General features: G+C 72.4%; 18 protein-coding genes. 8 read left to right on the forward strand and 10 right to left on the reverse strand.

What is annotated here, in order from left to right; genetic code table 11:
- Positions 1-6 precede the first annotated feature (6 nt).
- The 6 genes from F6W97_RS22125 (at position 7) to F6W97_RS22150 (ending at position 6,610) form a co-directional block, all read left to right on the forward strand.
- Entirely contained in the window at positions 7-1,887 is a 1,881-nt protein-coding gene (locus tag F6W97_RS22125; RefSeq protein ID WP_155372326.1) for an ABC transporter substrate-binding protein, read from the forward strand.
- On the forward strand, positions 1,884-2,897 hold the full coding sequence (locus F6W97_RS22130; RefSeq protein WP_155372327.1) for an ABC transporter permease: 1,014 nt from the start codon (positions 1,884-1,886) through the stop codon (positions 2,895-2,897). The genes F6W97_RS22125 and F6W97_RS22130 overlap by 4 nt, the downstream gene beginning before the upstream one ends.
- Positions 2,894-3,784: an ABC transporter permease gene (locus F6W97_RS22135; RefSeq protein ID WP_155372328.1), complete on the forward strand. Its 891-nt coding sequence runs from the start codon at positions 2,894-2,896 to the stop codon at positions 3,782-3,784. The genes F6W97_RS22130 and F6W97_RS22135 overlap by 4 nt, the downstream gene beginning before the upstream one ends.
- A complete protein-coding gene (locus tag F6W97_RS22140) occupies positions 3,781-4,836 on the forward strand; it encodes an ABC transporter ATP-binding protein (RefSeq protein ID WP_155372329.1) in 1,056 nt (351 codons plus the stop codon). The genes F6W97_RS22135 and F6W97_RS22140 overlap by 4 nt, the downstream gene beginning before the upstream one ends.
- A 31-nt stretch (positions 4,837-4,867) precedes the next feature.
- Positions 4,868-5,911, forward strand: coding sequence for an ABC transporter ATP-binding protein (locus tag F6W97_RS22145; protein ID WP_155372330.1), 1,044 nt, complete (start codon positions 4,868-4,870; stop codon positions 5,909-5,911).
- A gap of 237 nt (positions 5,912-6,148) precedes the next feature.
- On the forward strand, positions 6,149-6,610 hold the full coding sequence (locus F6W97_RS22150) for a GNAT family N-acetyltransferase (RefSeq protein WP_230686872.1): 462 nt from the start codon (positions 6,149-6,151) through the stop codon (positions 6,608-6,610).
- Between the two features lie 261 nt (positions 6,611-6,871).
- Here the strand turns inward: F6W97_RS22150 and F6W97_RS22155 are convergent, their stop codons facing one another.
- The 6 genes from F6W97_RS22155 to F6W97_RS22180 form a co-directional block, all read right to left on the reverse strand.
- On the reverse strand, positions 6,872-7,276 hold the full coding sequence (locus F6W97_RS22155; RefSeq protein WP_155372332.1) for a hypothetical protein: 405 nt from the start codon (positions 7,274-7,276) through the stop codon (positions 6,872-6,874).
- A 191-nt stretch (positions 7,277-7,467) separates the two neighbouring features.
- A complete protein-coding gene (locus F6W97_RS22160; protein WP_155372333.1) occupies positions 7,468-8,490 on the reverse strand; it encodes an aspartate-semialdehyde dehydrogenase in 1,023 nt (340 codons plus the stop codon).
- Positions 8,491-8,623: 133 nt separating this feature from the next.
- Positions 8,624-9,487: a DMT family transporter gene (locus F6W97_RS22165; protein ID WP_155372334.1), complete on the reverse strand. Its 864-nt coding sequence runs from the start codon at positions 9,485-9,487 to the stop codon at positions 8,624-8,626.
- A gap of 1 nt (position 9,488) precedes the next feature.
- Positions 9,489-10,481, reverse strand: coding sequence for an alkaline phosphatase family protein (locus tag F6W97_RS22170; protein WP_196279263.1), 993 nt, complete (start codon positions 10,479-10,481; stop codon positions 9,489-9,491).
- A 97-nt stretch (positions 10,482-10,578) separates the two neighbouring features.
- Complete coding sequence (locus tag F6W97_RS22175; protein WP_155372336.1) at positions 10,579-12,198, reverse strand: glycoside hydrolase family 13 protein; 1,620 nt, start codon at positions 12,196-12,198, stop codon at positions 10,579-10,581.
- 367 nt (positions 12,199-12,565) lie between these two features.
- Complete coding sequence (locus F6W97_RS22180; protein ID WP_155372337.1) at positions 12,566-13,669, reverse strand: P1 family peptidase; 1,104 nt, start codon at positions 13,667-13,669, stop codon at positions 12,566-12,568.
- Positions 13,670-13,742: 73 nt separating this feature from the next.
- Between F6W97_RS22180 and F6W97_RS22185 the strand changes: the two genes are divergently transcribed.
- The gene (locus tag F6W97_RS22185) at positions 13,743-14,807 is read left to right on the forward strand and encodes an arginase family protein (RefSeq protein WP_155372338.1); all 1,065 of its coding nucleotides are present in this window, start codon (positions 13,743-13,745) and stop codon (positions 14,805-14,807) included.
- A gap of 49 nt (positions 14,808-14,856) precedes the next feature.
- Positions 14,857-15,642: a DUF6807 domain-containing protein gene (locus tag F6W97_RS22190; RefSeq protein ID WP_155372339.1), complete on the forward strand. Its 786-nt coding sequence runs from the start codon at positions 14,857-14,859 to the stop codon at positions 15,640-15,642.
- A 205-nt stretch (positions 15,643-15,847) separates the two neighbouring features.
- Here F6W97_RS22190 and F6W97_RS22195 read toward each other — a convergent pair whose 3' ends face one another.
- From F6W97_RS22195 to F6W97_RS22210, 4 genes are all read right to left on the reverse strand, one after another.
- Positions 15,848-16,450: a TetR/AcrR family transcriptional regulator gene (locus tag F6W97_RS22195; protein WP_155372340.1), complete on the reverse strand. Its 603-nt coding sequence runs from the start codon at positions 16,448-16,450 to the stop codon at positions 15,848-15,850.
- 178 nt (positions 16,451-16,628) lie between these two features.
- Positions 16,629-17,948, reverse strand: a complete 1,320-nt coding sequence (locus F6W97_RS22200; RefSeq protein WP_155372341.1) for an MFS transporter — start codon at positions 17,946-17,948, stop codon at positions 16,629-16,631.
- 56 nt (positions 17,949-18,004) lie between these two features.
- On the reverse strand, positions 18,005-19,981 hold the full coding sequence (locus tag F6W97_RS22205; protein WP_196279264.1) for a CocE/NonD family hydrolase: 1,977 nt from the start codon (positions 19,979-19,981) through the stop codon (positions 18,005-18,007).
- A gap of 103 nt (positions 19,982-20,084) precedes the next feature.
- Complete coding sequence (locus F6W97_RS22210; protein ID WP_155372343.1) at positions 20,085-20,687, reverse strand: TetR/AcrR family transcriptional regulator; 603 nt, start codon at positions 20,685-20,687, stop codon at positions 20,085-20,087.
- Positions 20,688-20,759 lie beyond the last annotated feature (72 nt).

Here is a 20,759-nt window from a genome sequence, read left to right on the forward strand (position 1 = left end):
GAACCGATGAGCAGCACCCCTCCTGCTCCAACGTCCTGGTTGACCAATCAGTCAGTGCGCCGGTTGCGCACCGGGGTGGCGCTGGCGGCCGCGGCCGCGCTGGCCGCACTCGGCGCCCTTGCCTCGCCTGCCGCCGCCGACGGGACGCCCACCCCGGGCTCCTCCGCGGAACGCAGCAAGACCAGCTTCGTCATCGGCGTGAAGCAGGACATCGACTCGCTCAACCCGTACGTGGGTGTCGTCGCCAGCGCGTTCGAGACCTACCAGCTGATGTACGACTACCTCACCACCTCCAGCGCCGGCGACTTCTCCCCGCAGGCGTGGCTGGCCGAGAAGTGGGAGACCTCGGCGGACGGCAAGACCTGGACGTTCCACATCCGCAAGGGCGTGAAGTGGTCCGACGGCGTCGACCTGACCGCCAAGGACGTGGTCTACACGTTCCAGCGGGCCAAGGACGACGAGACGGCCAACGGCCAGTACAGCAGCTACGTCGACGGCATCACGAAGATCAGCGCCACCGACGACCACACCGTCGTGATGGTGACCGAGAACCCCAGCCCGATCATGCTGCGGCTCGCCGTGCCGATCCTCCCGGAGCACATCTGGTCGAAGATCAGCGACAAGGACGCCGCCACGTTCGCCAACGACAAGAACGTGGTCGGCTCCGGCCCGTTCGAGCTGGCGGAGGCGAAGAAGGGGCAGTTCTACCGGTTCACGGCCAACAAGCAGCACTTCGCCGGCGCACCGAAGATCGATGAGCTGATCTTCACGGTGTTCGCCGACGACTCGGCGCTGTCCCAGGCGCTGAAGCAGGGCGAGATCGACATGGCCCAGGACCTGCCCGCGGCCATCGCCGACACGCTGGTGAACACCCCTGGCATCACCGTCAACGACGCCAAGTACTACGGCTTCAACGAGATCGGCTACAACCTCGGCGCCGAGACCACCGACGGCAAGGCGATCGGCGACGGCCACCCGGCGCTCAAGGACAAGCAGGTCCGGCTCGCCATCGACCACGCCATCGACCGCAAGACGCTGGTGTCGAAGGTGCTCAGCGGCCACGGCACCACCGCCACCGGGGTCATCCCGCCGATCTACGCCGACATGCACTGGAACCCGGGCTCGGCCGAGCGCGCGTTCGACCTGGCCAAGGCGAACTCGATCCTGGACGCGGCGGGCTACGCCAAGGGGGCCGACGGCATCCGGGCCAAGGACGGCAAGGCGCTGAAGTTCCGCCTGTTCGGCCGGGACAGCTCCGAGTACTCCAAGCAGAGCACCGAGTACGTGCGCTCCTGGCTCAAGGAGATCGGCATCGACGCGGTCGTGTCGATCATGAGTGAGGACAACCTGACCGCGGTGCTCGGCAAGGGCGAGTTCGACCTGTTCGAGTGGGGCTGGGTCGTCGAGCCCGACCCCGACTTCCAGCTCTCCGTGATGACCTGCGACCAGCGGTCGTACGAAGAGGACGGCGAGATCGCCGCGGGCTGGTCGGACAGCTTCTACTGCAACGAGGCGTTCGACAAGCTGTACGCCCAGCAGCAGGCGATGATCGACGCCAAGGCCCGCGCCGAGGTCGTCAAGCAGGCGCAGCAGATCCTGTACGACGACGTCGCCTACTCGCTGACCTACTACTACAACCAGACCGAGGCGTACCGGTCGGACCGGTTCACCGGCTTCGTGCCGCAGCCGTCCAACGGCGGCATCCTCGCCTTCCAGTACGGCACGCACAGCTACCGCAACATCGCTCCGGTCGCCGAGAAGGCGGCCGACGAAGGCTCCGGCTCGGGCGTCGTGCTCTACGTCGTCGGCGGCGTGGTGCTGCTGGTGGTCGTGGCCGGAGTGGTGCTGGTGCTGGTCCGGCGCAAGAGCGCGGACGACCGGGAATGACCGGCCCGTCCAGCGGGGCCGGCGCGGTGACGCGCCGGCCCTCCCGGCTCCCCTCCCCGCTGTTCGTGCTGCGCAAGTGCGGCGCGGCGCTGCTGATGCTGGCCTTCGTCGTGGTGGTCAACTTCTTCCTGTTCCGGGTGCTGCCGGGCGACCCGGCCAAGGTGTTCGCCCCGCGCGGGCGCAACGCCGACCCGGAGGCGCTGCGCGAACTCCGCGAACGGCTCGGCCTCAACGACCACTGGACGGTCGCCTTCGGCAAGTACGTCAAGAGCGTGCTCAGCGGCGACCTCGGCGTCTCGTTCAGCCAGCACGCCAAGGTCACTGACGTGATCATGGACCGGCTCTGGCCGACCGTGCTGCTGTCCGGCACGGCGCTGGTCATCGCCGCGGTGCTCGGGGTGTGGCTGGGCGCGCGGGCCGGCTGGCGGCGGGGCAGCCGCTTCGACAAGCTCAGCTCGAACGCCGCGGTCACCTTCTACTCGATGCCCGAGTGGCTGCTCGGCCTGGTGCTGCTGGTCTTCCTCAACCGGTACGGCATCTTCCCGACCCGGGGCATGAACGACCCCCGCTCGACCCTGCCCGCCTGGCTGGACGTGCTCTGGCACATGGTGCTGCCGGTGACCGTGCTCGCCGTCGTCTACGTCGCCGAGTACTCGCTGATCATGCGGTCGTCGATTCTGGACGAGCGGCGGGCCGACTACCTCACCACCGCGCGGGCCAAGGGGCTGCGCGACGACCTGGTCATGCGCCGCCACGCGATGCCCAACGCGCTGCTGCCGTCGATGACGCTGTTCTTCCTGAGTATGGGCTTCGTGGTGGCGGGCGCGATCACGGTGGAGACGGTGTTCTCCTGGCCGGGCCTGGGCCGGCTCACCTACGACGCGCTGCGCGGTCCGGACATCCCGCTGCTGCAGGGCCTGTTCCTGGTCTTCTCGGCAGGAGTGATCATCATGAACCTCGTCGCCGACCTGCTGATGCCGGTGCTCGACCCCCGGGTGCGTGCCGCATGAGCGCGCTCGCGGCGGCCGCCCCGCGCCGGCGGGCGAGCGCGTGGCGGGCCTTCCTGCGCGACCGGGAGGGTATGTCCGGCCTGATCGTGCTGACCCTGTTCGGCCTGGTGGCGATCTTCGCGTCGCTGCTGGCCGACCCCGCCGGGCTGGAGGTCACCAAGGCCGACGGCCCGCTCGCGGCCGCGCCGTCGTGGGAGTACCCGCTCGGCACCGACCACGCGGGCCGCTCGGTGCTGACCATGGTCATCCACGGCAGCCAGGTGACCCTGCTGGTCGGCCTGGCCGCCACGGTCATCTCGATGCTGCTGGGCACCCTGATCGGCATCACGTCCGGGCACTTCAGCGGCCTGTTCGGCGGCGCGCTGAACAGATTCACCGAGTGGTTCCTGGTCATCCCGTACCTGCCGCTGGCCATCGTGCTGGCGACGGTGTTCCCCGCGGACGTGCCCAAACTGATCGCGGTGATCATCGTGATCGGCGTGACGTCGTGGTCGGGCACGGCGCGGCTGGTCCGGGCGCAGACGATGGCCATCGAGGCCCGCCCCTACCTGGAACGGGCCAAGGCGCTCGGCGGCGGGCACTGGCACCAGATGACCCGGCACGTGCTGCCCAACGTCATGCCGCTGGTGCTGGCCAACACCACGCTGACCGTGTCCATCGCCATCATCGCCGAGACCACGCTGTCGTTCCTCGGCCTGGGCGACCCGCTGCGGGTCTCCTGGGGACGGGTGCTCGACGAGGCGTACGCCCTCGGCGCGATCGATCGCGGCGCCTGGTGGTGGGTGCTCGGCCCCGGCGTCGCCGTGGTGCTGGTGGTCCGCGCCTTCAACATGTGCGGCCGGGCGCTGGAACGCATCCTCGACCCGCGGCTGGAGGGCAGGTCATGAACGGCGAGCAGCGAGACCCGCAAGCGGGAACGGTCGACGGCCCCGGTGCGGCACGGGTTCCGCGCCCGCGGACCGCGGGCGGCACCGGCCTGCTGCAGATCAGAGACCTGCGGGTGTCCTACCGGGACCGGGGCGTGCCGCTTCCTGCCGTGCGCGGGGTGGACCTCACGCTCGCGGCGGGGGAGACGCTCGGGCTGGCCGGGGAGTCCGGCTGCGGCAAGTCGACGCTGGCGGGCGCGCTGCTGCGGCTGCTGCCCGGCAACGCCGAGGTGTCCGGCGAGATCCTGCTCAACGGCAGCGACGTGCTGAAGATGAGCTGGGGACGGCTGCGTGCGGTGCGCTGGAACGAGGCGTCGATCGTGTTCCAGGGGGCGATGCACGCGCTCAACCCGGTGCGCAGCATCGGCCGCCAGATCGCCGAGGCGATCGTGCTGCACGCCCCGAAGTCGTCCGCGGCCACCGCCCGCAAGCAGGTCGGCGAGCTGCTGGAGCAGGTGGGCGTGCCGGCGTGGCGGGCCGAGTCCTACCCGCACGAGCTGTCCGGCGGGCAGAAGCAGCGCGTCATGATCGCGATGGCGCTGGCCTGCTCACCACAGCTGATCATCGCGGACGAGCCGACCACCGCGCTCGACGTGATGGTGCAGGCCCAGGTGCTGACGCTGCTCAAGCAACTGGTCCAGGAGCGGGGCGTCGGCCTGATCCTGATCAGCCACGACCTGTCGGTCCTCGCGTCGACCTGTGACCGCGTCGCCGTGATGTACGCGGGCCGGATCGTCGAGCAGGGGCCGGGGCACCGGCTGTTCGCCGACGCCGCCCACCCGTACGCCCAGGCGCTGGCCGCGGCGTTCCCGGTGATCGGCGACATGGCGTCCCGCCGCGCCCCGCGCGGCCTGCCCGGCGACCCGCCGGACCCGCGCGAGCTGGGCGGCGGCTGCGCCTTCGCGCCCCGCTGCCCGGTCGCCGTGGCGGAGTGCGTCGAGTACGACATCCGGCTGCGCACGGTCGACACCGAGCGCAGCGCCGCCTGTGTGCACGTGGGGGTCCCGGCATGAGCGAGCTTGGCGAGCGAAGCGAGGAGCAGGCATGAGTGTCTCGCTGCATCCGGTGCTGGAGGCGCGGAACCTGCACGTCGGGTTCGGCGGGCGCGGCAAGGGCGTGCCGCCGGTGCGTGCGGTCGACGGGGTCGAGCTGTCCGTCGACCGGGGGCAGATCGTCGCGCTGGCCGGGGAGTCGGGCAGCGGCAAGACGACGCTGGCCCGCACCCTGCTGGGCCTGCAGCGGCCGAACGAGGGCCAGGTGCTGCACCACGGCAGGCCGCTGGACTACAGCAGCCGCGGTCTCAAGGCGCTGCGGCGCAAGGTCCAGCTGGTGCTGCAGGACCCGACCGGCGCGCTCAACCCGCGCCGCACCGTGTACGAGGCCGTGGCCGAAGGGCTGCGTATCCACAAAGTGCCCGGCAACGAGCGGGAGCTGGTCGCCAAGGCGCTGTCGCAGGCCGGGCTGCGGCCGGCCGAGCGCTTCTTCCAGCGGTATCCGCACGAGCTGTCCGGCGGCCAGCGCCAGCGCGTCGTCATCGCGGGTGCGCTGGTGCTGGAACCCGAGCTGATCATCGCCGACGAGCCGGTGGCCTCCCTGGACGCCTCGGTGCGCGGCGAGATCCTCGCGCTGCTGCTGTCGCTGCGCGACGAGCTTGGCCTGTCCGTGCTGGTCGTCACGCACGACCTCGGGCTGGCCTGGAACATCGCCGACCGGCTCGCGGTGATGTACCTCGGCCGCATCGTCGAGGTCGGCCGGACCGAGCAGGTGCTCGCCGCTCCGAAGCACCCGTACACCGCGGCGCTGGTGTCGGTGCTGCCGGAGGCCACCGGCCGTACCCCCGTGATCCTGTCCGGCGAGTCGCCGGACCCGTCGCGGATCCCGGCCGGCTGCCGCTTCCACCCGCGCTGCCCGGCGCTGGCCAGTGGTCTCGCGCAGCGGGCCGGCATCGCCGACCGGTGCGTCGGCGAGACGCTGCCGGTGCTGCCGCTGCACGGCCCGCACGCCGCCGCCTGCCTGCTGTCAGGCCACATCGGCGACGGCATCGCCGGTGCGGCCGGCGGCTCGCCGACCGGTCTGCTGTCGGCCTGACCAGCGGTCCCGCTGGGCTACCGCATGGTGCGGGACGGTGATGATCGCTGTTTCGTGTCGAAAAGTGTGGTGGCACCTCACTTCTGTGCACGAAACAGCGATCATCACCGTCGGCGTACGGGAGGCGAGGCTGCCGCCGGATAACCGGGAGACGCTGCCGGGGTGGTGCCATAGGGTCGGGTTTCGGCGCGGTGCGGTCGGGGGGCGCAGATGGGCGGTCATCAGGTTCGGGCGGCGGTGGTAGCTGAGTTGCCGCTGCTGGTGGCGGTGGAGCTGGCCGCAGACCGGGTGTTCGACGGCACCGGCATGGGTCCGCTGCCGCCGCCGGGCAGTGTCGAGGAGCTGGCCGCCGCGGAGTGCGTGCTCGTCGTCGGGGATCCGCCGGTGGGGTTCGCCCGGCTGGGCCGCGTCGACGGGCAGGCGCATCTGGAGCAGCTGTCGGTCCATCCCGATCACGGCGGCCGGGGTGTCGGCACCGCGCTGCTGGCAGCAGCCTGCGACTGGGCGGCGCGGTCGGGCTACCGGGCCGTCACACTGACCACGTTCGCCGACATCGCCTGGAACGGCCCGTTCTATGCGGGTCGGGGCTTCACTCCGGTCACCGATCTCAGCCCCGGCCTGCGCGCGATCCGCCACCACGAGGCGGCGATCGGCTTGGACGATCTCGGCCCCCGGATCGTCATGCGCAGGATGCTGTGAAGCCCCTGGCGCTCATCGACGTCGACGGCGTGCTCAACCCGCACGGCACGGCTGCCTGCCCGCCCGGCTACACCGAGTACGAGCTGTTCCCCGGCGAGCTGGTGCGGGTGTGCCGTGCGCACGGCCCGCTGCTGCTGCGGCTGGCCGCGACGCACACCCTGGTCTGGGCCGCGTACTGGGAGCACGAAGCGAACCGGCGGCCACCTCGCCCAGGCGCTGGAGCCGTGAACCCGCCGACGGGGCGGCGGGCCCGCAAAGCGCTCAGGCGGTCAGCGCGATCAGGAGGGCGATGCCGCCCACCGCGGCGATCGGCACACCCGCCACCCAGCCGATGACCAGTCCGACACCGTTTGACCCGTCGCGGCGTACGGTACGGGCGATGCCCAGCGCGACGACCACGGCGGCGAGCAGCAATTGCGCGGCGATGCCGCTGACGACGTACACCGTGCCCGGTTCGTCGGCCAGGGTTGCCGGGAGCAGCGGCAGCGCGACGGCCAGGCCATGCCCGGCCAGCGCGGTCCCGATGCCGGAGCGCACCCGCCGTACCCGTCGCGGGCGGCGGTCTTCGGCGGGCGGTGCGGTGGGGTGGTTCCGGCTTTCGAACTCGGCGACGGCGGCGAGCGGTCGGGTCGGCAGCAGGGGCGCCCGGTAGGGGTTGGCGGTCACCTGTCCATTGCACCAACCCGGCGGCCGGATCGCGCCTGGCTGCACGATGTCTTCACAGCATCCGCACGTACCCGCGGCGCGGCGGGCGCGCATCCGTGGTGCATCCGTCTGGCCTGTGGAAAAGCGTGACCGGCGTTAAGAAGGGCACCTTCTACAACGCGGAGCGTTGAGAAGGTGCCCTTCCTTTGACCTCAGATGTCGGCGAGGAGGAGTTCGGCGATCTGGATGGCGTTGAGGGCGGCGCCCTTGCGCAGGTTGTCGCTGGAGCAGAACAGCGCCAGCCCGTTGGGGGCCGTCTCGTCGCGGCGGATGCGGCCGACGTAGGTCGGGTCCTGGCCGGCGGCCTGCAGCGGGGTGGGCACCTCGGCCAGGATCACGCCGGGGGCGTGGGCCAGCAGCTCGCGGGCGCGCTCGGGGCTGAGCGGGTTGGCGAAGCGGGCGTTGAGCTGCAGCGAGTGTCCGGTGAAGACGGGCACGCGCACGCAGGTGCCGGAGACCGGCAGGCCCGGGATGCCGAGGATCTTGCGGGTCTCGTTGCGGAGCTTCTGCTCCTCGTCGGTCTCGTTGGTGCCGTCGGCGACCACGGACCCGGCGAGCGGGAGCACGTTGAAGGCGATCGGGTGCGCATACACCTTCGGCGCCGGGTAGTCGACGGCGCGGCCGTCGTGCGCCAGTGCGCGGGCCTCGCCGACCACGGCGCTGGCCTGCTCGTGCAGCTCGTCGACGCCGGTCAGGCCGGTGCCGGAGACGGCCTGGTAGGTGCTGGCGATCAGGCCGGTCAGCGTCGCCTCGTCGTGCAGCGGGCGCAGCACCGGCATCGCGGCCATGGTGGTGCAGTTCGGGTTGGCGATGATGCCCTTGGGCCGCACCTTGGCCGCCTGCGGGTTGACCTCGGCGACGACCAGTGGCACGTCCGGGTCCAGCCGCCAGCCGGAGGAGTTGTCGATGACGACGGCCCCGGCCGCGGCGACCTTCGGCGCGAGCGCCAGCGAGGTCGTCTTGCCGGCCGAGAACAGCACGATGTCGAGCCCCGCGTAGTCGGCGGTGGCCGCGTCCTCGACGGTGACCTCGCCGTCGCCCCAGGCCAGGGTGCGCCCGGCGGAACGGGACGAGGCGAACAGCCGCAGCTCGTCGACGGGGAACTTGCGCTCCGCGAGCACCCGGCGCATGACGCCGCCGACCTGGCCCGTGGCTCCGACAATGCCGATTCTCATACGCACAGGTTACTCAATCGGTTGATCTACCAGGGCCGCCGTCCCGTCATCCGGGCTGTGCCAACCCGTGACGAGCGGCACGTCAGGCGCGATTCGCGCCCGGCCGCGGGTGTGGTCGCGGCCGGGCGCGAAGTCAGCCGCGGCCCATGGTGACGCCGACCGCGCCGCCGACGACGCCGAGGGCTGCGGTCAGGCGGCGCCACATGTCGCGCTCGCCGAGGAACCGCGCGCCGAGGAACACCACCAGCAGCACGCTCACCTCGCGCAGCGGCGCGACCACGGTCACCGGGGCCATCGTCATCGCGGTCAGCGCCAGCATGTACGCCCCCGGCGAGCAGATCGCGGTGCCGAACACCTCGCGGCGGTGCTCGCGCCACACCTGCTTCGCCCTGGCCCGGTGCCGGAACAGCCACGGAGCCAGCATCAGCGCCCGGCCGGTGTCACCGGCCCAGTTGACCAGGATCGGGGACAGGGCGGCGACCGCGACCGCGTTGCGGTCCCACAGGGTGTACGCGGCGATGAACACGCCCGTCGCGAGCGCGTAAAGGATGGGGGCCTTGCGTTTGAGCGCGTCGGGGGAGGGCTTGCCGATCAGGGCGACGCTGACCGACAGGGCCAGCGTGCCGGCCCAGCCGAGCAGGCCGGGGTCCTCGCCGAAGAACGGCACCGCCACGATGCAGATCAGCACCGGGCCGAGCCCCCGGGCGACGGGGTAGACGACCGACAGGTCGCCGACCGCGTAGCCGCGCTGGAGCAGCAGGTAGTAGCCGGTGTGCAGCAGCGCCGCCCCGCCGAGCAGCACCAGGCTGCCCCAGCCGAGCGCCTCCCAGCCGGTGACCAGCGCCCAGACGCCGAACGGCGCCCAGATCAGCGCGGCGACCACGGACCAGACTGCGACGAAGGCGGTGCCCGCCGCAGCGGCCCGTTTGGACAGCAGGTTCCAGGTCGCGTGGCAGACCACCGACGCGGCGACCAGAGCGAACGCGGTGAGTGACATGTCAGGCCGCCGCAGCGGACTCGAAGTCGTCCGCCGCCTCGGCGGACGGCGCGGTCGGCTCGGCTAGACCGTGGTCGGCGGACGGCGCGGTCGGCTCGGCTCGATCGTGCTCGGCGGACGGCGCGGTTTCGGCGGCCGGTCCCTGGCCCGCGGTCGGTCGGGTGGTCGCGCGCTCGGGGACCAGTGAGGTTCCGGCGAGGTGGCTCTCCCCGATCAGCGGTTGGCCGAGCACGGCCAGCACGGTCGGGGCGACCGAGACGTGGCTGACGTCGGCGGGCGGGTTCGTGCCGACGCCCGCCCCGCACGCGGCCAGCCAGGCCGTGCGCTCCCAGCGGCTGCGGCCGCCGTGGCCGCCCTCGTCGCGGTGCCCGTGGTCCGTGACGACGAGGACCGTCCAGCTCTCCTGGGCGTACCGGGGGCGGGCGCGGACGGCGTCGAGAACCTGGCCGAGTCGGCGGTCGGCGCGCTCGATCGCGGCCGTGTACTCCGCTCCCGTGCCCAGCTCGTGCGCCACCTCGTCGGGCTCGCCCAGGTAGACGAAGGAGGCGTGGAACGCCCCCTGGCCCAGGGCGTGCACGGCGGCGTCGGCGACGTGCTGGTCGGCGACGTCGTGGCCGAGCGTGTGCCCGTCGGCGAAGGTGAGCAGGCTGGGCGAGGTGAACATCGGGCCGCCGTACGCGGTGGTGACCAGCGGGGCCCAGCTCGCCCCCACGAACGTGGTGAAGCCGCGGCGCTTGGCAGTGGTGAACACGTCGGGGAACGCGTCCAGGCGGTGGCCGGAGAACACGTTGCCGTAGATGCCGTGCGTCCGCGGCCACAGCCCGGTCGCCACCGACGCCCACGTCGGCCCGGACAGCGTCGGCGCGTCGGTGCTCAGCTCGAACTCGGCCAGCCACCCTTCGCGCTCGATCGCGTCCAGGTGCGGTGTGCGCGCCGCGCGGACGGTGTCCAGCCGGACCCCGTCGATGCCGACGACGAGGATGTGTGCGCTCATGCGGTGACTCCAGGGTGTTCGGGGCATGGTCGTGGCACCTGCCCGCCGCGGGTGGGCGGGCAGGTGGGTCAGGGCCGTCAGGGCCGTCTGGGCAGGATCAGGCGACGCGCAGCCAGACGGCGCTGTCCGGGGCGACCTTCAGGTCCTCCAGCGGGTCGCTGGTGAGCAGCAGGTACTCGTACGGCGGCAGGTCGGCGGGGGCGCCGCTCAGGTTGACCAGGCAGGCGAAGCCGTCGCCGCGCTGGAAGTGCAGCACGCCGTCGGGGGCGGGCAGCCACTGCATCGGGCCGTCGCCGAGGTCCGGCTCGGTGCGGCGCAGGTGCAGGGCGCGGCGGTACAGCTCCAGCATCGAGCGCCGGTCCCCGGTCTGTGCCGCGGCCGACAGCCTGGCCCAGCTCGCGGGCTGTGGCAGCCATGGATCGGCGGCCGCGCCGTCCGGGCTGAAGCCGTACGGCTTGGCGTCGCCCGACCAGGGCAGCGGCACCCGGCAGCCGTCGCGGCCGCGGTCGGTGTGCCCGGAGCGCAGCCAGCGCGGGTCCTGCAGCAGCTCGGCCGGGATGTCCTCGACCTCGGGCAGCCCCAGCTCCTCGCCCTGGTAGACGTAGGCCGACCCGGGCAGGGCCAGGGTGAGCAGCGCGGCGGCGCGGGCGCGCCGGGTGCCGAGCACGAGGTCGCTGGGCTCGACGTGCTTGGCGTCCTCGAATGAGTGGGCGGTGTGCGCCCGCCCGTAGCGGGTGGCGTGGCGGACCACGTCGTGGTTGGACAGCACCCAGGTCGCGGGCGCGCCGACCATGGCGTGGGTGGCCAGCGTCGTGTCGATGACGTCACGGAACGCCGCCGCGTCCCAGGGGCAGGACAGGAACGGGAAGTTGAAGCCGGTGTGCAGCTCGTCCGGGCGCAGGTAGCGGGTGAACCGGTCGGGGTCGTCGTCCCACAGCTCGCCGACGAACACCCCGCGCTGCGGGTACGAGTCGGCGATCTTGCGCCATTCGCGGTAGATCTCGTGCACGCCCTCCTGGTCGCGCCAGGGGCGGATCACGTCCGGGCGCAGCGTCGCCAGGTCCGGCAGCGCCGGGTCCTTGACCAGGTGGTCGGCGACGTCGATGCGGAACCCGTCGACCCCGCGGTCCAGCCAGAACCGCAGCGTGGCCTGGAAGTCCTCGGGCACGGCCGGGTTGTCCCAGTTCCAGTCGGGCTGCTCGGGGGCGAACATGTGCAGGTACCACTCGCCGTCGGGGACCCGGGTCCAGGCCGGGCCGCCGAAGTGCGAGCCCCAGTCGGTGGGCGGCAGCTCGCCGTTTTCGCCGCGGCCGGGGCGGAACCAGAACAGCTCCCGCTCCGGTGAGCCGGGGCCGGCCGCGAGCGCGGCCTGAAACGCCGGGTGCCGGTCGGAGCAGTGGTTGGGCACCACGTCGACGATCACCCGCAGGTGGTGCTGGTGCGCCTCGGTGATGAACAGCTCGGCCTCGGCGAGGGTGCCGAAGACCGGATCGATGTCGCGGTAGTCGGCCACGTCGTAGCCGGCGTCGGCCATCGGGGAGACGTACCAGGGGCTCAGCCAGACCGCGTCGACGCCCAGGTCGCGCAGGTAGGGCAGGCGCTCGCGCAGGCCGGCGAGGTCGCCGACGCCGTCGCCGTTCCCGTCGGCGAAGCTGCGCGGGTAGACCTGGTAGATGACGGCGTCGCGCCACCAGGGGTGTTCGTGCCGTGGGGACATGTCCGCCTCCGTGGGCGAGTGGGGTTCGTGGCCCGATAGTAACAAGATGGAAAACGCTTTCCATCGCGGTCGCTCACCCTACCGGGGCGCTTCACTCACGGTCAACGGCCCGGACACGGTCGATGATCCGTTTTTGTGGACGCTGGGTGTCGCCAGAGCAGCGTCCAGCGTCCACAAAAACGGATCATCGCCTCCGGTGGGACGGCGCGCGGCTGTCGTCGCAACCGTCGGCCTTGCCAGGCCGGCTCGATCACCCGACCTGCCTGGCAGATGTGCGTATCCTGGTCGCGCTTTCGCACATGTGCCTGGCAAATCGGGTGGCCTTGGCAGGGCCGGGCCGGGCCGGGTCCGGTCGGGCCCAGGTCGCTTACGAGTGGAGGGCGAGCAGGGCGGCGACGCGGTCGACCGGGAGGCCTTCGGATGAGTTGCCGCTACGGCCGACCACGGTCGGGGCGTTGAGCAGGCTGTTGAGCACGCTCTCCTCGGCTGCCTCGACCACTGCGGCGAAGAACGGGTCCAGCTGGCGGCCCTGCAGCGCGGTGACCGGCGAGACGGTGCCGCGCGGGGCGCGCAGGCCGGTGGCCAGGGCCAGGAAGATCTCGCCGCTGGCGTGGTGCGCGGTCGAGCCGGTGCGGGCCAGCCCCAGCCCGGCGCGGCGGGCCAGCCGCCGGCAGCCCGCGGGATCGATCGGCGCGTCGGTGATCACGATGACGATGCAGGAGCCCGCCGGTGGCGCGGTCGGCGCGGGCGCGGGCGGCAGCAGCTGTCCCACCGGGACCCCGGCCACCGTCAACCGGCCGCGCTCGCCGAAGTTCGTCATGACCAGCACGCCCAGGGTGTGGCCCGAGGGCAGCACGCGCGACGCGGTGCCGATGCCGCCCTTGAAACCCAGGCAGCTCATGCCGGTCCCGGAGCCGACCGCCCCCTCGGCGGGCGGCGTGACAGGGCGTCCCGCCGCACGGTCGGCGGCGGCCGTGGCGGCGCTGCTGCGCGCGGCGTCCAGCGCGGCGGCGACGTCGTCGCGGGTCACCTGCATGCGGCGGGACTCGGACAGGAAGCTGTCGTCGCACTCGGCCACCACCGGGATGACCACGTCGTCGTCGCCGATGCCGGGCTCGGACTCCATCAGCAGCTCGCAGGCGGCGTCGTACACCCGGCCCAGCTGCATCGTCGAGGTCAGGAAGATCGGCGTCTCGGCCAGGCCCCACTCCTGCGCGGACATGAAGCCCGTGCACTCGCCGGCCCCGTTGAGGATCGCGCCGCCCGCGGGGATCGGCTCGCGGAACGCGTTGCCGCCCGGGTCGATGACGGTCACCCCGGTGCGGGCGACCCCGCGTCCGGCCGGCGGCGGGTCCTCGTCGCGCCATACGGTGGCATGGCCGACGCCCACGCCGGGCACGTCGAGGATGGAGCGGCTGGGTCCGCTGGGCAGCTCACCGATGGTGATGCCGAGTTCGGTCACGCGAGGCATGGGCGCAGCCTAACTGAGTCTCGACTCAGTAACGATCCCCGTCGGCGGCCGTCTGTGCTGGCATCATGCCGGGATGGCGAAGCTGGACCTGCCCGTGGTGTGGAGCGACGACGTGCTGCGGCACGTGCCGGAGGCCGAGATCTGGATCGGCGTGCGCACGCCCGGCACGGAGCTGCCCGAGCGGGCCACCGTGCTGCGCTCGGCGCTGGTGCGCGCCGGAGCCCGGCTGGTCGAGGCACGTCCGCTGGGCGACGAGCTGCTCGCGCAGGCGCACACCCCCGAACTGCTGGCGCACCTCGAAGGCGTGTACGGCCAGTGGGTCGACGGCGGCTACCTGGAGTACCAGGACCGGGTGGTGCCGTACGTCTTCCCGACTCCGGCGATGCTGGAAGGGCTGCCGGTGCGGCGGCCGACGGCGACGCACGCGCGGGCCGGGCAGTTCTGCTACGACACGATGACGCTGGTCGGGCCGGGCACCTGGCCCGCGGCGCGGGCTGCCGCGCACGCGGCCGCGACCGCGGCGGACCTGGTCGCCGCGGGGGAGCGGGCGGCGTACGCCATCTGCCGCCCGCCCGGCCACCACGCGACCCGCAGCGGGTTCGGGGGCTCGTGCTACCTCAACAACGCCGCCGTCGCGGTGCTCGCGCTGCAGCGGGCCGGCGTGGCCCGGGTCGCCGTGGTCGATGTGGACGCCCACCACGGCAACGGCACCCAGTCGATCTTCTATGACCGTGCCGACGTGCTCTACGCCTCGGTGCACGTGGACCCGGGCGAGGGCTGGTTCCCGCACTACGCGGGCTTCGCCGACGAGACCGGCACCGGTGCGGGCGAGGGCGCGAACCGCAACGTGCCGCTGGCGCCGGGCACCGGCGACGAGGGCTGGCTCGCCGGGGTGCGCCGGCTGGTCGAGTTCATCGGCGACCGGGCCGACGCGGTGGTGCTCTCCCTCGGCGTCGACGCCGCCAGGGACGACCCGGAGAGCCCGCTCCAGGTCACCGAGGACGGCTACGGCCGCACCGGCGAGCTGGTCCGCGAGCTGGGCCTGCCCGTCGTCGCCGTGCACGAGGGCGGCTACCACCTGCCCACCCTCGGCCCGCTCACGGTGGCCGCCCTGGCGGGCATCACCGGAACCCGCTAATCTCACCTGCGGTAAGCGCTTTCCGTGCTGGGAGAGGTGGCGGGTCCGGGTGGAGTTCACGGTGTCGGGTCGGGTGGTCGCGGAGTACCACTCGGGCCAGGGGATCGAGGCGACGCTGGGGCCGCGGCCGCACCTGCATCCGATCCGGACGCTCGCCGGGACGGTGGTCACCGACACGCTGCCCGCCGACCACCGGTGGCACCTGGGGCTGTCGCTGGCCATGCAGGACGTCAACCGCAACAACCTCTGGGGCGGGCGTACGTACGTGCGGGACCAGGGGTACACCTGGCTCGACGACCACGGGTCGATCACCGGTGAAGGCTTCGACGAGGTGCGGCCGGACGGGTTCGCCCAGCGGCTGGCCTGGCGCGGAGCGGACGGCAAGGCGCTGCTGTCGGAACGGCGGACCATGGCCGCTGCCGTGCTCGACGAGCGGTCGTGGGTGCTGGAGCTCGGTTGGGCGCTGACCGCGGAGGAGACCGTGACGCTGGGCAGCCCGGCGACGAACGGGCGGCCGGGCGGAGCGGGGTACGGCGGGTGCTTCTGGCGGGTCGCGCCGGGGGCGAACCTGGCGCTGACCGCGGGGGAGCTGACCGGCGAGGAGCAGGTCAACGGGAGCGCGGAGCCGGAGCTGGTGTGGCGGGGCGAGTCCGGCGGGGCGGCGTACACCCTGCGGTTCTCGGGGCTGGGCGACGGCGACCGGTGGTTCGTGCGGACCAGCGAGGGTGCGACGGGGTATCCGGGGGTCTGCGCCGCGTGGGCCTATACGCAGACCCGGACCATCGAGGCGGGCCAGACCCGCACCGGCGGGCTCCGCGTAGTAATCAGCGACTGACCCGAACCCGACACCCGACACCCGACACCCGACACCACTCGCGCTCACCGCGACGCCGGTCTGCAGTTTCGGGGAAACTGCGCCTATGAGCGCGCCTTTTCGTGCACTTTCCCCGAAACTGCCGCAGCGCGGCAGGGCGCGGCAGGGCGCGGCAGGGCGCGGCAGGGCGTGGCCTGCGGGGCGGGGTGAGGTTGGTGAGGGCAGGTCAGGCTAGGGCGGAGGGGTCCAGGCCGACTTCGCGAGCGGCGACCATGCGCATCCATTCGAAGGCCTGTTTGCGGGAGATGGCCTTCTCGTGGACGGTGAGCTGGACGGCGAGGCCGTCGATGATGGCGTTGATGCGCCACGCCGCGCCGGCCGGGTCGTCGCAGGTGAACGAGCCGTCGGCGACCCCGTTGGCGATGACCTCGGTGAGGCCCTCCTTCCAGCGCAGGTCCATGCGGCGCGACACCTTCTCCAGCTCCGGCGTGCGCAGCGCCTCCGACCAGCCGTCGATCCACATCATCCAGGACTTGGACCGGCCGGTCGGCGCGAGCAGCTTCACCAGCTTCTTCAGCTTCTCCACGGACGACGCGTTGGAGTCGATCACCGCGTGCAGCCGGGCCATGTCCTGCTCGGCGGCGTACGCGAAAGCCTGCGCGAGCAGCGCGTCCTTGCTGGTGAAGTGGTAGAAGACCAGGGCCTGGCTGACCCCGGCGGCCTTGGCGACATCGGCGGTGCGGGTGTTGGCGAAGCCACGCTCGACGATCACGTCCACTGCGGTGCGCAGCAGCGAGTCCAGGCGCACTTCAGCAGTTCGTCGAGCCACCGCTGAACCCTAACGCACGCCCGTCCATGCCTCACCATCCACCAACTCGCCGACCAGCCCCCCGCCCGGCCGCCCGCGACGGCGTCGCAACTCTTGAAGACCTGCGGCTTTCGAGGCGGGACGAGGCCGCAGGTCTTTAAGAGTTGCGCCGGGGGAGGGCGGCGGCGGGCGGGGCGGGTCAGTGGGCGGGGGCTGGGGCCGGGAGGGCGGCGGGGTCGGGGTTGGCGTCGGCGTCGGCGGCGATGCGGCGGCTGGCGGCCACGGCCAGCAGGGCGCCGGTGGCGACCATCGCGGTGGCGATCAGGATGACGACACTGAGGCTGGTGCCCTGGTTGATGATCAGGCCGGAGATCGAGGAGCCGGCGGCGAAGCCGACGTAGATGCCGGTGCCGACCCAGGTGAAGGCCTCGGTGCTGCGCCCGGCCGGGGCGATCCGGGTGACCAGCGCGCACTCGACCGCGGTGGTCGGGGAGATGACCATGCCGCCCAGGAACAGGATCAGCGCCAGGCTGGGCAGGCCGAAGGCCAGCAGCATCGCGCCGAAACCGACCGTGTTCAGGCACAGCAGCAGCGCGAACAGCTTCGGCTGGCTGAGCTTCGGGTTCATGCCGGAGAACCAGACGCCGCCGACGATGGAGCCCGCGCTCCAGGCGGCCACCACCGCGCCCGCGGCCTGCGGCGCGCCCAGGTCGGCGGCGTACTTCGGGATCGCCACCTCCATCACGCCGTACGCGGCGGCCTCCAGCGCGCCGACGACCAGCACGACGACCATGCTCAGCCGCATCAGCCGGTTGGCCCGCAGCGCCCGCTTCAGGGCGGCCGCGCTCGTCGTGACGCCGTCCGAGACGGTTGCCGCGCGGGCCAGCGCGGCGGTGCGCACCTCGCGATAGCGGGAGGTCAAACCAGGCGCGGCGGCCAGGCCGAGTGAACCGGCGGTGGCCAGCAGCGCGGTGACGATCACCGCGACGTACGGGTTGGTGGCCGCGGTGACCAGCGCGATCAGCACCGGGCCGAGCACGTAGGTGAGCTCGACGGTGATGGCGTCGAAGGCGTACGCCGTCTGCACGTGTGCCGGGGCCAGGCCGGGCAGCACGACCCGGGTGACCGCGCCGACGGGCGGGTTCGCGGCTCCGGCCAGCGCGGCCAGGCCGATGATCAGCGCCACCGGCTGGCGCGTCCACAGCGCGGCGACCATGCCGGACAGCAGCAGCGCGTAGACCACGCCGGTGACGCGCAGCACCGCGACGGCGTGCCCGCGGTCGCACAGCCGCCCCAGCCAGGGCGAGGTGAACGCGGTGATCGCCGAGTGCGCGCCGGTGGCGATGCCGGCCACGGCGTACGAGCCGGTGCCGTGCTGGACGGCGAGGATGAACACGAGGGTCGCCATGCCGTAGGGCAGGCGGCCGATCAGGGACGGCAGCGCCACCCGGGCGACACCCGGGCTGGCGATGAGGGCACGGTAACGGCGGGCAGCGGTGACGACCGCGAGGCCGGACATGGAAAGGTCTCCCGAGGAGGAAGTAAAGGAACGTCGACGTCGGCGCGGTGCGGACGTCAAGCGAAGCGGCGGGCCGCCTGGTGGTTCCAGCAGCGCTTGCTCACGACGGCGTCGCCGTCGTACGCCCGCAGCGTGATCGCGACCGTCAGCCGGTCGGCGTCGGCGGTCAGCTCGACCGCGCATTCGGTGCTCACGCTGGTCTCGCCCCAGGTGAGCGTGAACCGGGCGGTCGACGTCGACGTCTGCCGCCAGGTGCGCCGGTCGACGGTGACCGACCCGGTGTACCGGTCGGTGCAGGCGCCGTCGGTGATGTCCCAGGTGGAACCGTGCTCTACGGTCGCCGTGGTGACGCGGTCGACCACGTCGTCGCTGATGCGCCAGCCCGCCGGGTCGCCCTCGACCGCGCGCTGCCCCTGGTCGTAGCGGGGGGCGGGATCGGTGGCGTGCGGCGGGGGCAGCGAGATCGCGCTGGCGTCGCCGTCGACGGTGAGCGTCACCGGCCGCGGTGGCGCGATGGTGTTGGGCCAGTCCACCCCGGCGACGGACAGCCGTAGCCGCCGTCCGGGCAGCACGCTGTAGGCGCAGGTCTCCAGCTCGACCTCGGCGTCGACGAACTCGCCGGGCACGAGCGGCACCGGATCGGTGTGCCCGTCGCGGTGGGTCAGGTTGAGGAAGCCGCGCGTGATGAGCGTCGAGGCGCCGTCGTCGGCGACGTCGCACAGCTTCACCGACACGCTCGCCACGGTCTGGTCCGCGGCGATCCGCAGGTCCACGCGGCCAGGGCCGATGAGCGTCAACGGCGCGTCGTCGACGGGGAAGTCCCAGGTCAGTGAAGCAGCGTCGTCGAAGCGCTGGTCGGTGGGCTGGCCCCAGGGCAGCCGCCCGGCACAGCTGTTCCACGCGGCGGTGCCGGTGTCGGGGCGCACCGCGAGCACCCGGGTGCCGCCGCCGATCGCCCAGGACCGCGGGCAGCGCCAGGTCGTGTTCGGCCAGTCCGGCATGCTGCGCCAGGACCCGGCGACCCGCGCCGCGTCCGGCTCCGGGGTGCCGCCGGATTCGCGCAGGAAGAAGGTGTACGGCGGCTCCGCGTCCACGCCGTTGTCGACGCCACGCAGCCAGCGGTCGAACCAGCGCGCCAGCTCGGCGGCGAGGTCGACGTGCGGGCCGGGCAGCGCGGACTCGGCGGACATGTGGCTCCACGGCCCGGCCAGCAGCCGCGCGGGGGTGCCCGCGTCGCGCAGGAACGCCACGGTGCGGAAGCTGGTGTTGCGGTAGCCGTCGGCCCAGCCCGCGATGATCATCGTGGGCACGCTGATGCGCTCGTAGCCGAGGTGGTAGCGGCCCTCCGGGTCCGGCAGCGACGGGTCGCGCAGCGAGCCGTGCCGCCAGTACGGGCCGTCGGCGGGCTCGTCGAGCCAGCGCAGCAGCCACGGCTCGGTGCGGTCGAGCCGGTCGCGCCAGCGCTCGCGCCAGTCCGGCCCCGCGATCGACGGCACCGGCGGCAGCGCGTTCATCGCGATCATGTACGTCGGATAGTCGACGACGTCGAGCAGCCGCAGTGAGCCGCCCATGTAGTGCACGTCGTCGGTGTACCGGTCGTCGGTCGCGTAGATCGGCGCGATCGCCTTCAGTGCCGGGGGGCGGCGCATGGCGACCTGGATCGCGTTGAACCCGGAGTAGGACGTGCCGTACATGCCGACGCGGCCGTCGCACCAGGACTGGTCCGCCAGCCAGGCGATGACGGCGACCAGGTCGTCCTGCTCGCGTGACGGGTACTCGTCGACGGCGACGCCCTCGCTGGAGCCGGTGCCGCGCAGGTCGACGCGGCAGACGGCGTACGAGAACTCGTCGCGCAGGCGCTCGTACTCCTCGGTGTACGAGGAGGTGATGTCGTCCTTGCGGTAGGGCAGCGCCTCCAGCAGGCAGGGCTGCGGGGTGTCCCCGGCGGGCAGGTGCACGGTGGCGGACAGCCGGACGCCGTCGTCCATGGTGATCCAGACCTGCTCGCTGCGCCCAACGGCCCGCGTGGCCATGGTGACACCCCTCCCGGTTTCCCCAGCAAGGCTACTGGCTGACTGAGTCATCAGTCAACAAAGCCCGCATGAACCGCAGGGGTCTCCCAGGTCACAGGAGATCTCAGTTCTGGTCAGGAGTGTGCAGCAGTGCCTTGATGCCGGCCAGGAACGTGTCCGGATCGGGCTGTCCCAGCAGCACCCGCTGCAGCGCGTACCCGGGCACCATGCTGAACAGCACCGCGCCGACGGCCTCGGGGTCGGCGTCGGCCGGCAGCCGGCCGGCGGCCTGCTGGGCGCGGGCGATCTCGTCGAAGTGGGCGCGGACCCGGCCGTAGATGCCGCGGACGAACTCGGCCAGCTGCGGATTGCGCAGCGACTCCGCCCAGACCTGTAGGGCCATCGGGAACGCCCCGTCCGGGCCGAACTGGGGGTCGACGGTGTGCAGCAGGCGGCGCATGACCTCGTCGATCGGCGGCGGCGGGTCCAGGTCGCGGACCTCGTCGAGCAGGGTGCTGACCCGGCCGATCACCTCCTCGGCGATGGCCGTGACGAGTTCCTCCTTGCTCTTGAAGTAGCGGTAGAACGCACCGACCGACAACCCGGCTTCGGAGATCACGTCCTGCATCGAGGTGGCGTGGAAGCCGTTGCGGGCGAAGCAGGTGCGCGCGGCGTCGAGGATCTGCTGGCGGCGGGCGGCGAGGTGGGCTTCGGAGACGCGTGGCATGGGTCTCATCGTAAAACGAACGATCGTTCTTGACAGCCGGCGGTCGGTGGGCGCATCGTCTCGCTAAGAGAA

It is taken from the genome of Catellatospora vulcania, assembly GCF_009720385.1.
Lineage (GTDB): Bacteria > Actinomycetota > Actinomycetes > Mycobacteriales > Micromonosporaceae > Catellatospora > Catellatospora vulcania.